We start from the raw sequence: 13,632 nt of genomic DNA, 5'->3' as shown, positions 1-13,632 counted from the left end.
AATTTATATCCAAATTGGACTCTAATTTTAAAATCTAATATATCAATCTAACCAGGGCCGCAGATTGGGCTGAATGAAATGAAGCCCAACGTTTACCGAGAATGAAAAGATATAGCCTACCCCATAGGCATTATCGTATATTTCGCGGTAAACCTTGGGCTTCGCAAGCTTAGCCCAACCTACGCTCCTTAAAAAATCTTTCGCCATCCATTACCAACAACTGCTACATCCAGGAACGCTGGCGGGCCAAAATACATCATATCCTTGTCAAAGCTTGCTGGGCGATGGATTAGAAACTGAAATTTCTCATCGAACAGAACGCAGTCTAGCAATGGCAACTCAAGGTGGAAATCAAACTTTTGAAACTCCTCCAACCTCTTCTTTTCCGGATCAAATACAAGACATTCCACCTTATGATTTTCAATGCCAATGTCTATATCTCGAACCAAGAACACACTGCTCACATCAACACTCTTCATCACCATGCTTAAAAAAACAGCATCTTCATCAAAGATGTTTATATCATCTAATGCATACCCTCCCCAGCCCAAGCTCTTGACTTTTCCAATATCAATATTGCCAGCACCTTTAAAGCACTCAGACAAAATAGAAATCAAATTTTTATTTAAAAAACCTCTTTTAAAATCATTTAAATCCATACCATCCCCACAAAAGGCTACTGAGCCATAGGTTGGGCGGAATGAAATGAAAACAAACGCTTACCGAGAAGCAACAGACATCACCTAACCCATAGGCATTATCATATATTTCACGGTAAACGTTGGGCTTCACAAGCTTAGCCCAACCTATGGTCCTGTTGAGCAGCATTCCGGCCATTGGCCCACAGTCGGGCAGCAATCTTCTGGCCATCATCCATACCCATCATTTCGTCAGCGCCGAGCAATTGGCCGCATATCTTGGTTTGGTGCCAGTGGAACGTCAATCAGGCAGTTCGCTCTTGGGCCGAGCTCACCTATCCAAAGCTGGGCCAGCGCGCCTTCGAGCCGTGCTGTACATGGCAGCAGTGGTCGCCATACGATACAACCCACATGTTAAGGCGCTGTATCAACGATTATTAGCGCGGGGCAAGACGAAAATGTCCGCCCTGGGAGCAGCTATGCGCAAGCTGGTCCATCTGTGCTTTGGCGTGCTGAAAACACGCCAGCCTTACCGGGCCGACTACGCACGAGCCGCTTGACGTGAAAGACGGTATCTACGGTCCTGAATAATTTGCTTGAAACCGTAGATTAGGATGAATGAAATGAAGCCCAATCTATGGCCTGCCGCTTTAGGAAACCCGAGTCACCAGTGCAAAACAGAGGCACTCGAGAGTGAGGGCCTGCCCGATGAAAACCGTGACCTGCCCTCCCCCCCGAACCATTAACTTAACTTATTAAATGCAAACCATTCAGTTTGGCGAGTTTTATTGTCCTATCAAACAAATCACCATCCATCGAAAAAACATTATGTGTTTGATCATATCCAAATCTTACAACTAGCCTTCCATCCGAAAATTCAAGCTCACTTAACTTCCTTTCACGTAATCCAAGAATTATTAATCGCCTTAACTCATTCTTTCCAATTTTTCTCCCTGCAAAAAAAACCACTTCATTGGAAATACCAATCAAATCACCAAACCAGCCACAAAATTTCTTCTCACCAACATAATAGTCATCTAAGCAATTATTATCATTCGCATGATCAAAACACATAAATGGCAACGCATCACACTCCTCCTCATTAAGCACATGGTCATACACGGAAATATCAGCTCGAAATGGATATTCATCAATCTTCACAATACTCCTCACTTTCTCAAAACCTTCCCAGATTCATCCAAAGTTGCTACTCGCCGTCCTTTCGCATCAAATAGCTTCCAAGCACTACCACCGTGCGGATTTCCACTGCGTTCGGGAGAAATACTCCATCCAGTTTTGGGATCAACATAGTTTGCACCTCCTCCCGACTGCTTTTGACGCTGGCCAAAATCCGACAAATCAACAATATCTCCCTTACTCAAATCTTTCCCATAAGAGCGCGAGTAGCTACTTGGATCAATTGGGTCTACGATTCCCATACCTTCAAGAATAAACTGACCAAATGCCTTAGGGTCATTAAATGCCTTGCCAGCCCCCTCTAAAGAGCCACGAACCTCTCCTGCAATCTGACTTGCCAAATTTGGCTTACCATCAAGTGAGCTATCTACAATGGGAGGGATTTTGCCAGGTAACGCTACTGGCGGTGGCGTCATTGGCAAAGCAAAGAAATTATTCTCCATTTCCGTCTTCGCCGCATTCACCGTAGTCGCGGCGGTATCCGTCGCGCCAGCGGCGACGGATGCGCCAGCCAGCAGGCTGCTGACCAGATTCTCGCGCTGCTGCTTCTCTTCCGCCGTCATCTTGTCGGAGTTGGTGTCTTGCGCCTTGTCCAGCGCATTGTTCAACGCCACGCTGGCCGCGCCGCCAATCGCGCCCGCCGCGCAGCTTTGGCTGCTGGCTTCGGCGCCGGCGCAGGCCAGCGCGCCGTGCAGCACCGCGCGCACGGTTTCGCCTGCTACCGTTTTGTCGCCCTTTTCCAGCTCATCCACCATCTGCTTGATCTGCTGCGCGCCCAGGCCCTGCAGGTAAGCGATGCCGGCGTTTTGCGCCATGTCGCTCAGGCTGTTGCCGACATTGCCGCTGATCCCCGCGGTTGCCGCGGTGAGGATCTGGCTGTAGCGGCCGCCCGGCGCCCATTTGGCCGCTTGGTCGGCCTGGGCTTGCAACTGGGCTTTTTGCTCGTCGCTCAGCGACGGGTCGGTCTTGGCCCTGTCGGCCAGGTCCTTGGCCGCTTTAGCTTCGACCGCCTTGTTGGCGGCGAAGGTGCTGATCTGGTCGGTAAACGTCTGCACCACGGTGAAGGCGGTTTGCAGTTGCTGCTTGTCGAACTTGTCCTGCAAGGCGTTGGCGCCGTCCCTGTCGCTGTTGACGCCGCGATTTACCGCCGCGGCGGCCTGGGCGGCGCTTTGGCCGGTGAGGGCCTGCTGGCCGGCGTCGTCGACGATGGCGAGCTTGCCGCCGCTGATGCCGGCGCGGGTGACGCTTTCGGCGCTTTGGCTGGAAGCCATCACGCCGGACGTGCCGGCGCTGCCGCCATTGCCGAACTGCTGCACGTGGGCGCCGCTGTAATTGCCGCCGGACGATTGGCTGGCGGGCGCGCTGTTGCCTGCGGCCGCCGCGGCTCCGCTGCTACTGCTACTGCTACTGCTACTGCCGCTGGCCGCGCCGCCCTTGCCGTCTCCGTCTTTGCCGCCGCCGCCCATGCTGCCGCTGACGGCCAGGCCGACGCTGCTGCCGGAGGACCTGGCGTGGTTGTATACGTCGCTGGTGGTGAGGGTGCCGGTGCTCAGGCTGTTCTTGTCGTCCGCCACCGCCCGGTCGCTGCTGGCGATGACGGCGCCCGCCAGATTGGTGTTGCCCTTCACCGCCACCTGGTAGCCGCCGTCGCCGGCCTTCAGCCCGGACTGCTGCCGCACGCTGGCGTAGTCGTTGTCCATCTTCTGCTGGCTGTAATTGGCGCTGGCGCTGAAGCCGTAGCCGATGGTGACGCTGCCGGCCATGCTCTTGCTGCTGCTTTGGTACTGGTGCTGGTCTTGCAGGCTTTCGATGTCCAGATTGCCGCCGACATTGGCGACGATGGTCTGGCCGCGCGCTTCGGCGCCCTTGAGGGTGGCATCGCCGCCGGACTTCAGCGTGAGGGTGTCGCCGGCGGAGACCGTGGTGTCGCGCTGGTCGATGGTGCTGCCGTTTTCCTTGCCGAAGGAGTGGTTGGCGTTGGCGGTGCCGCCGAAGCTGAAGCCGCCCTTGCCGAAAGACACGGCTATGCCGGCGCCCCAGCCGGAGCTGTCGTTTTCGCCGCGCAGGCTGCTGCTGTCCTGCGCCGACACTAGCTGGATCTGGTTGTCGGCCTGCAAGGTGGCGTTGCGGCCGGCCTGCAGCCGACTGCCGGCGATGTCGATATTGGAGTCCTTGCCGCCGCCGCTGGCCCGCAGGATCAGGTCGCGCCCCGCCGTCAGGCTGGTTTCGGCATTGGCCAGCGATTTGCCTTCCTCGCGGCTTTCGCTCTTGCTGGCGCCGAAGGTGAGGCTGCCGGAGATCAATTGGCCGTCGGAGACGGACTTGGCCGACTGGTAGCCGTTGTAGGCGGCCAGGCTGGCGGTGCCGGCGGCCAGCGCGCGGGTGCGGGCGTCGGTGTTCTTGTTGCTGGCCACTTCGGCCATGCTGGTGACGGCGTCGGCGGCGGCCAGGATGGGGCTGCTGACTGCGCCGGTGATGCCGCGCTGGTTCATGCGGTGGGTTTCGCTGTGCTGGTCCTGGTCCACGCCGGGGGCGATTTGCAGCGATTTGCCGGTCAACGACAGGTCCTGGCCGGCCTGCAGCGCGGCGCCCGCCACCGTGATGGCGTCGGCGGCGCTGAGCGCGACATTGCCCTGCTGGCTTTCTATCCGGCTGAAGCCGCCGCTTTGCTCGCTGCCGTTGGCGGCCAGCTGGTCCCAGGTATGCTGGGCGCCGACGGTGGCGCTGTGGTTGCCGCCGCCGACATTGCCGAAGGTGAGGCTGTGGCTGTCCTGGCTGCTCTGGTAATGTTCCGTGCCGCCCAGCACGTTGACGCTGCCTTGGCTGGCCGCCACACTGACATCGTGCACGCCCTGCAGCGTGGCGCCCACCACGTTGACATCGCCGCCCAGGCCGACCACGCGGATCTGGTCGCCGCGGATTTCGCTGGCCTGCAGCTGCTGGTCCTGGCGGCTGCCCACGCTTTCGGCGCGCAGCTGGTTGTACGGCGACAGCGAAGTGCCGTTGTGGCTGGGGCCGCCCTCCAGCGCGCGGATCACGTCGCCCATTTGCTGGTTGTACATCGACACGCGGGTGTCGTAGCGGTAGCTGCTGCTGTCGTCCTGGCGCTGGTTGAGCCCGGCCAGCAGATTGACGCTGCCGTTGGCGAACAGGTCCACCTTGCCGCCGCCCTGCAGGCGCGAACCCGTGATGGTCAGATCGCCGCTGCCGGCGGCATCGGCCGGCTTGCCGCTGGCCTGCAGGCGGATGTCGCCGCCGGCCAGGATCGCGCTGCCCACGCTGCTGACGGTGCGGCTATGTTCGTGGCTGCCCTGTTCGCCGCGGGAGTAGGCGATGTCCACGCCCTGCTGCGACGAGGTGCTGGCGGCGGCTTCGTTGGCCAGCCCCTTGAGCAGGCCGAAGCCGCGCTGGGTATGGATCACATCCTTCAGGTTGTCGAAGGTGTTTTTCAGCGTGTTGACCTCGGTGACGCTGAAGCCGCGCTGTTTTTCGATGTGGTCGTGGTCCACCACCATGATGTCGCGGCCTTCGCCGACGGCGACGCTGTCGGCGCCAACATCGACATTGCCGCCAAGCGCGCTCAGGCTGCTGCCTTGCACTTTCAAGCCCTGCCCCGCCTGCACCGACAAATCGCCCTTCAGGCTGCCCACCAGGCTCTTGCTCTGGCTTTGCGTGACGCCGTTGGCGTTGAGCGCGTCGGTCAACTCCTTGCTGCCCACCATGAAGCCCGCGCCGCCCAGCCCAAACAAGCCGGAGGTTTTTTCGTGGTGGAACTGGAAGCTCTGGCTGGCATTGACCCCGGCGGCGATGTCGATATTGTCGCCTGCCTGCAGCGCGACATTGCCGCTGCCGGCCAGCTGGCTGCCGACGATGTTGAGGTCATGTCCGGACTGGACGCGGAGCGTGTCGGCGGACACATTGGTGCCGACCTGGGTGGTACTTTGATGCGCGCTGATGTCGACGGTGGTTTTATGCTTGAAAAAGCCGCCGGACGAGCGCACGGTCTTGCTGTAGTCGCTATGGGCGTCGTCGGCGGCGCCCAGATAGATGTCGCGGCCGGCCAGCAAAGCCGCTTCGCCATCGCTGGCGAGGCTGGCGGCCTGGGTGCGGATGTCCCGCGCGGCCTGCAATGCCAGCCCGGCTTCGCCATGCAGGCTGCTGCCGTGCTGCGTCAGGTCGTACTGATTGCGGACGGTGGCGCCCCAGTCGTTGTCGCTGCGGCTTTCGGTGGCTGCCGCCCCCAGCTTGATGTCGTTGCCGGCGGACAAGGCCAGCTTGGCATCGCTGCTCAGGCTGGCGCCGTTCAATACGGCGTCGCCGCCGGCGCTGGCCTGCAGGCTGCCCTTGCTGGATAGGCCGGCCACGGTCAGGTTGTCGGTCCGCCAGTTATGGCTGCCGCCCCAGTTGTAGCCGCTGTCGCGCTGGGTATCCACCTGGCTTTGCAGCGTCAGCTGCTTGCCGGCGATGGCCGCCAGGCTGCCATCCGCCTGTACCGAAGAGCCTTGCAGGCTGAGGTCGCCGCCGGCTTTCAGCACGATGTCCCCGCCTTGCAGCGTGGCGGCGTGATGGCTTTGCGACAGCGTGTCGTAAGCGCCGCCCCGCCAGCTGCCGGCGCCGTGCTTGCTGTCCTGCGTGGATTCCAACGCAAGGTTGTTGCCGGCCGCCGCCAGAATGCCGCCGCCCGCCTTGACGGCGCTGCCGCTCAGGGTCAGGTCGCTGGCGGCGTTGAGGACCAGGCTGCCGCCTATGTTCAGCTGGCTGCCCACATGGTCCACCTGCTGGTACTGGAAACTGCCGTAGCCGTTGCCGCCGCCCAGGCTATAGCTGGTTTCGCGGCTGCCGATGTCCAGATCGCCGCCGGCCTGCAGCCAGGCGTTGCCGCCCGCCCGCGCGTCCGCCGCCTGCAATTTGAGATCGCCGCCAGCCTGCAGCTGCAGATTGCCACCAGCCAGTATGCTGCTGCCGGCCTGGCTGTGCTGGGCGTCGTCGGTGACCACCAGGTTCTGCCTGGCGCTCAGGCCCAGATCGCCGCCGGCCTGCACCTTGCCGCCTTCGATGCGGATAGCGCCGGCCTGCGCCAACAGCGTGGCGTCGGCCTTCAAGACGCCGTTATTGATCAGCTCGCCGCTGGCTTGCAGGCTCATGCTGTTGCCGGCCAGCACCGCGCCCTGGCCGCGCAGCGACTTTTGATCGGCGTTGGCCAGATAGACCATGGGCACCAGCACCTCCTGGCCGCCCACGTTCTGCTTCACCAGCCACACCATGTCGGAGGTGAGCTTGGCCATCTGCTCGGCGGACAAGGCCATGCCCGGCGTCAGCTGGAATTGCTTGGCGTACTGCGCGCCGTTGCTCATCAACTGCTGGTACTGCTCCATCGCGTTGCGGCTGCCGTCCAGCAGGCGCTTGCCAGTCAGATCGGTGACGGCGCGGCTGACCAGTTGCTGCTCGTAAAAGCCGTCGCCCAGTCTCTTCTCCACCTTGCTCGGGTCGTAGTTCAGCTGCTTCAGCAGGTAGTCGGACGAGACGAAATTCTTGTACTGGGTGAACTGCGGATTGGTTTCCACCAGGTAAGGCTGCTGCGGCGCGGGCTTGGCGTGGAACATGCCGTTGTCCGGCACCGCGTAGCCGGCCGCCACCGGGTTCCCCGCCTTGGCGCCGCCGGCCTGCAATGTGACCTGCTGATGGGCCGGCGCCGGCTGGTACTGCCCGCCCAGCTCTCCCTGGCCGTAAATGCGGATGGGGCTGGCATTGGCCAACGCCGCGGCGGCCGCCACGCCCAGCGCCTGCTTGCCGGGCTGAGCCGCGGCGTCCACCGCCTGCGCCGCGCCCTGCGTCTGGCCGGCATGGTCCGGCGCGCCCTGGCCGCCGACGCTGGCCGAGTCCGGCGCCCGATCGAACATCACCTGGATATTCTCCAGCGCGGCCTGCATCGTCGCGGCATCCACCCGCGGCGCGCCCTTGCTGTTGGCGATGGTGGGCGCTTGCAGGCTCAGGTGCTGGTTGGTGACGACGGTGGCATCGAGGGAGCCGATAACTTCAGTCGAAGTACTAGCTGGTACATTAACCACCCGAGTAGCGCATTGATCTGTCTTTCCTTTTGCACAAAGCCTATCGACATATGGATTCTCAGTTCCCTGCATGAAATATTGAACTTCAGAAGTTACAGTCGTCTTCTGCAACTTCTGACCTATGTTCTCAATATTTCGGCCCACCCCATACAGCCCACCACCTATAGCAACTTTGCTATAGCGATTTACGACTTGATCCGCATTAACAACCAAATCCCCACCAGAGTAAAGGTTAGCTGCATTTACACTGGCACTAGCGCGATCAATAGAAATTGTTTTCTTCACATCATGAAACAACTCCCCACTCACACCCTTTTCATATGGAAAGTCAGCAGCACCCAATTCAACTTTCTTCACCAAACCCAAATTAAAAACATCTAAATCATCATACATATAGTCTGGCTTACCTGCCCGAGACTCCAACTCACCCCTAGGAACTGCCAAGAACTCTGGAATCAATCTATTTTGAATAACACTATCACTCGGCAGAAAATTTTTGGCCGGATCAAAACCGACCGGATAAATATACCGTGAACCATCCCTAGATAAATAATAATAATTCTCAATTGAGCTTGAGGAAAATTTAGAATCCCCTCTATGATTTTTAAAAACCATGCGCTCAACCGTCAGACGATGAGTTGAACTATCATCTGAAATTAGTCTATATCTAAGATCCTCCGTATCAGGAGGGAAACAATGATTCGCAGAACAGTCATAAAAAGGATATAGCGAGCTATAATCCTCTCCTTTCCCAAAATCAAACACCCCAACATAAGGTCTTGTTTCTGCCATACAATGACCTCGCCCATCGTGACCACAATACGAGGTTATTGCCTTTACCATTTCTGGGAACTGATATAGTGTTTTTCTTTCACTTGAATCTGATGTACTAACGGTAGTAACCACCGGATTCGACTCATTACTCACCCGCCCGGCGTCAATAAACATATTGCCGTCCGACTGCAAGGTCGCGACGTGATTCACCACTTGGCCGGTTTTCGCGCCGGCCTGGCCGATGCGCATATCGCCCTGGCTGTACAACCAGGCGCCGTCGTGGTTATTCAGCGTGCCGCCAACATCCAGCGCCAGATTGCCAGCCGAGGCCAGCAGCGCCTTGCCCCCGCTATTGTCCAGGCTACCGGCATGGATGGCGATGTCTCCAGCGGTGATGGAGGCGGTGTTGACCAGGCTGGCGGCGTTGAGATTCAGCGCGCCGGCGCCCAGGTTGCCGTTGTTGACCAGGCTCTGGCTGAGCCGGGTATCCAGCGCGCCGCCGATGTTGACATTGCCGTTATTGGTCCAGTTGAGGCCGCTCAGCTTGAGGTTGCCGCCGGTTTGCAGTTCGCCGTTGTTGAACAGGTTGCCGCTGCTGCTGATGCTAAGGTTGCGGTTGGCCTGCAATTGGGTGCCGGCGCTGTTGACGAAGTCGCTTTGCAGCGTCAGCGCCAGATCCTGCCCGGCTTGCATGGCGCCGGGGTTGGCCAGGGTGGCGGCATTGACCGCCAGGTTGCGCTGGCTGTAAACGCTGCCGCCGCTGTTGTCCAGGCTTTGGGCGTTCAGTTGCCAGTTGCCGTTGCCGGCGATATGGCCGCCGTTGGCTAACTGGCCGCTCACATTCAAGGTGCTGTCGCCCTGCCCCAGCGCCAGCACCTTGCCGCCGCCGTTCTGCAGGCTGCCGCTGTCCAGTTGCAGGGCCTGGCCTGCCTGCAACAGGCCCTGGCTGTTGTCCAGGCTGGCGCCGGTCACCGCCAGCGCGCCGTTGCTGCCCAGCGTGCCTTGGCGGTTGTTCAGCGCGCCGCCCCGCAGCGTCAGGTCGCCCTGGCTGCTGAGCACGCCCTGATGGTTGTCGAGGTCGCCGCTGTCGATCTGCAGCTGGCCGTTGGCGGTGATCTTGCCCTGGCCGCTGTTGTCGATCTGGCCGCGGATGTCAAGCTTGGCCAGCTCGCCGCCGGCCTGGCCGATCTGGCCGTGCTGGTTGCCCAGGCTGGCGGCGCTCAGCGACAGCTGGCCGGCCAACAGCTGGCCGTCGCGGTTTTGCGCGTCCTGCTCGATCTGCGCGCTCAGCAACGCCGCGCTTTGCAGCAGGCCTTGCTGATTGTTCAGCTGGCCGGCGGCGAGGTCCAGCTTGCCGTTGACCGACAGCGCGCCTTTTTCCGAGTTGTCCAGCATGCCGGACAGGCTGACCCGGCTGGCGTCCGCGCCCAGCGCCTTGACCGCGCCGCCGCGGTTGTCCAGGCTCTGGCCGCTTAACTGCAGGCTGTCGCCCTGGATCTGGCCCTGGCGGTTGTCGGCCGCGCCGGACAAGGCGAGGCCCAGCGCCTGGCCGCTGGCCAGCACGCCGTTCTGGTTATTCAGCGCTTGCAGCCGCAACTGCTGCGCGCCCTGGCTGGCCAGCACGCCATGGCTATTGTCCAGCTGGCCGGCGCCGAGCGTGAGGCCGCCTTGGCTGAATACATGGCCTTGCTGGTTGTTGAAATCCTGGCCAATCTGCAAAGTAGCCGCGCCTTGGCCGACCTGGCGGATTTCGCCGCCCTGGTTGCTCAGGCTGCCGGTCTGGATGTTCAGGCTTTGGGCGGCCAGATGGCCGCCGTCGTTGCTCAACGCGGCTTGCTTGGTCAAATTCAGCGCGCCGGCGGTTTGCAGATTGCCCTTGGCATTGTCGACGCTTGCCGCCTTGACGGTTAGGTCGGCGTTGCCGGCGATCTTGCCCTGGTTGTGCAGCTCGCCGCTGACGTCCAGCAGGCTGGCCGCATCCTTGCCCAGCGCCAGAACCCGGCCTTTTTCGGCATTGCTCAGGCTGGATGCCGTCAGTTGCAGGTCCTTGCCCGCCTGAATCAAGCCGCCGCCATTCTCCAGCGCGCCGGCCGTCAGTTTGACCGCGCCGTCGCCGCCCAACACGCCGTCGTTATGCAGCTTGCCGCCGACCGCGAGATCCACCCCCAGGCCGCCGACCAAACTGCCCTGGCTATTGTCCAGCGTCTTCAGCCGGCTAGTCAGTTGCTGCTGCGCATACACTTCGCCAGCCTGGTTGCTGAGCGCATCGGCGGCGATATCCAGGCTTTGCGCGACGATATGGCCGCCATCGTTCGTGAGCTGGCTTTGCTTGCTCAGTTCCAGATGGCCGGCGGTCTGCAAGCTGCCCTTGCTGTTATCGATGGTCGACGCATTGACCGTCAGGTCGGCGTTGCCGGCGAGCTTGCCCTGGTTGCGCAGCTCGCCGCTAACGTCCACCTTGCTAGCGGCGTCCTGGCCCAGCGCCAGAATCTGGCCATGGTCGGCGTTGGTGAGCGAAGCGGCGGTCAGTTGCAGGTCTTTGCCGGACTGGATGGTGCCGGCGGCGTTCTCCAGCTTGCCCGCCGTCAGCTTGACCGCGCCGCCGCCGCCCAGCGCGCCGTCGTTATGCAGGCTGTCGGCCACCGTCAAGTCGACGCCCTGGCCGCCGATCAGGCTGCCCTTGCTGTTGTCCAGGGTCTTGAGCTGGCTGGTCAGCTGCTGCTGCGCATACACCTCGCCGCCCTGGTTGCTGAGCGCATCGGCGGCGATGTTCAGGCTTTGCGCGACGATATGGCCGCCGTCGTTAGTCAGCTGGCTTTGTTTGCCCAACTCCAGATGGCCGGCGGCCTGCAGGCTGCCCTTGGCGTTGTCGATGGTCGCCGCATTGACCGTCAGGTCGGCGTTGCCGGCGAGCTTGCCCTGGTTATGGATTTCGCCATCGACATCCAGCCGGCTGGACGCGTCCTTGCCCAAGGCCAGGATTTGGCCCTTGTCGGCGTTGGTCAATGAGGTCGCGCTCAGCTGCAGGTCTTTGCCTGCCTGGATCAGGCCAGCGCCGTTGTCGAGCTGGCCGGCCGTCAGCTTGACCGCGCCGTCCCCGCCCAGCACGCCGCCGTCATTGCTCAACTCCCCCTGAATCTGAAGCGTCGCCGCCTGCACGCCGACCAAGCGCCCCTGGCGGTTGTCCAATCGCGCGGCCTGCGCATCCAGCCGGCTGTCGCTGGCGATGCGTCCGTGCTCGCGGTTGTCCAGCTCGCCGACCGCCAGTTGCAAGGCGCCGCCGCCGGCATGGCTGATGTCGCCGCCGCGGTTGTCCAGGCTGGCGGCCAGCAGCCGCCACTGTCCGGCGGCGCTGGCCAGTTCGCCCTGGCGGTTGTCGACGGCGCCGGCTATCCGCCAGTCGGCATTCGCCTGCCCGGTCTGCACGATCTGGCCCTGCCGGTTGTCCAGCGCGCCCAATTGCAACTGCACTTGGCTGGCGGACAGTTGGCCATCCCGATTGTCGAATTGGCCGTCGATGTCCAGCCGGGCGGCGCCAGCGGCGCTCAGGCGCGCTTGCTGCGCATGCAAATCGCCGGCGACCTGGACTTCCAGCGCGCCGTGGCTGGCGCTGAGCACTGTCCCCGCCAAGTTGGCCTGCCCGGCCCGCAGGCTGACATCGCCGCCGGCCAGCAATTCGCCGCTGCTTTGCAGCTCTCCGCGGCTCGTCAGCGCCAGCTTGCCGCGCTCGCTCAGCTTCCCGTCGGCTTGCGAGCCGGCGGCCAGGGCGCCGTCGCTGCGCAGGGCTCCGGCCTCCAGCGCCAGATCGCCGCCGGCGCTGAGCGCCTGGTGCAGCGTGGCCTGGCCGGCCACGTCGATGCGGACATTGCCTTCGGCGCGGGTGATGCCCTCGTGTTGCAGCTGGCCGCCGGCGCGCAGCGCCAGATTCTGCTGGCTATAGGTTTTGCCGCGCAGAATCAGGTCGCCGGCGCTGGTCAGTTCCAGATCGCCGGCCTGGGCCGCCATCGCGCCCTGCTGGTTGACGCCCACGCCCTTCTCGGTGCCCACCAGCTTGATGGCGTTGGCGTACATGCCGCCCAGCTGCGCCACATCCAGCGCGAAAGCCGGCGCGTCGGCAGGGCTGGCCTCCAGCGGCTGCGCTTGCAAGCTGGCGGCGTCCACCTGATTGCGGCCCAGCACCAGGTCCAGCTTCTGCGCGTACAAATTGGCGTTGATCGACGCCGCCCGGCTGATGATGGCGAAGCTGTCGACATTGGCGGCATTGAGGCCGGCCCCATCGACGCTGACCTGGCCGCCGGCCACCCGGTAGCCGGTCAGCGCGCCCTGGGCGTTCAGCTGCGGCGCGCCGGTGCTCAGCGTGACCTGCGGCGTGTTGATGAAGCCGCAGCCGCTGCAGCTGATGCCCCAGGGGTTGGCGATCACCACCTGCGCGCGCTGGCCGGCCACTTCCAGATAGCCGCGCAGCTGCGAAGGGTTGGCTTGCGTCACCTCGTTGAGGATGATGCTGGCGCTACCGTTCTTCAGATTGGCGTTGCCGCTGATAAAGCCGGCCAGCTGGGTGTTGACGTTGACCGCGCTGTTGTTGAGCAGCGCGCCGCCGGGGCCGACGTTGAACTGCAGGTACTGGTTGTGCGACACGCCGGCGGCGGTGGGGGCGGCGATCTGCACCACCGGCAGGCCGTTGGCGGCCTGGATCACGCCGGGCTGCTTGCCGGCCGCCGCGTGCGGATCGGCGACGATGTCGGCTGCCAAGGCGCTGGCACCCAGCCCCAGGCCGATCAGCAATACGCTCAGCCTCAGCGAGAATGCCTTGCACGCCGCCCCCAGCGTGGCGGCGACGCCCTCTGCGCCGTTGCCCTTGCCCTGTCCGCTGGCGTCTTCCTGCACCACCATCAATTGGCCGCGCGATTGATTGAAAATGATCCGATAAAGATGCTTGTTCATATTGTCAGCTC

3 protein-coding genes and 1 pseudogene are annotated in these 13,632 nt (G+C 61.9%); 1 reads left to right on the top strand and 3 read right to left on the bottom strand.

The window, feature by feature from the left end:
* Positions 1-188: 188 nt before the first annotated feature.
* Positions 189-659 (bottom strand): hypothetical protein, encoded by a 471-nt coding sequence (locus MY55_RS04680; RefSeq protein ID WP_157889260.1) that lies wholly within the window; start codon positions 657-659, stop codon positions 189-191.
* Positions 660-796: 137 nt separating this feature from the next.
* Between MY55_RS04680 and MY55_RS22510 the strand changes: the two are divergent.
* Positions 797-1,198: pseudogene (locus MY55_RS22510) on the top strand (transposase); the annotation flags it as partial.
* 187 nt (positions 1,199-1,385) lie between these two features.
* On the opposite strand, the gene MY55_RS23295 reads toward MY55_RS22510, so the two are convergent.
* Both MY55_RS23295 and MY55_RS23030 read right to left on the bottom strand, forming a co-directional pair.
* A complete protein-coding gene (locus MY55_RS23295; protein WP_157889259.1) occupies positions 1,386-1,799 on the bottom strand; it encodes a hypothetical protein in 414 nt (137 codons plus the stop codon).
* An 8-nt stretch (positions 1,800-1,807) separates the two neighbouring features.
* Positions 1,808-13,621, bottom strand: coding sequence for a hemagglutinin repeat-containing protein (locus MY55_RS23030; protein ID WP_065202038.1), 11,814 nt, complete (start codon positions 13,619-13,621; stop codon positions 1,808-1,810).
* Between the last annotated feature and the right edge of the window lie 11 nt (positions 13,622-13,632).

Source organism: Chromobacterium subtsugae, assembly GCF_001676875.1.
Classification (GTDB): domain Bacteria; phylum Pseudomonadota; class Gammaproteobacteria; order Burkholderiales; family Chromobacteriaceae; genus Chromobacterium; species Chromobacterium subtsugae.
Note: the sequence above shows the minus strand (reverse complement) of the source record. Positions and strands in the feature narration are given on the sequence as shown.

Bases quoted from the DNA above. Each gene is read 5' to 3' on its own strand.
- MY55_RS04680 (WP_157889260.1), bottom strand. From the start codon at position 659: ATGGATTTAAATGATTTTAAAAGAGGTTTTTTAAATAAAAATTTGATT.
- MY55_RS23030 (WP_065202038.1), bottom strand. From the start codon at position 13,621: ATGAACAAGCATCTTTATCGGATCATTTTCAATCAATCGCGCGGCCAA.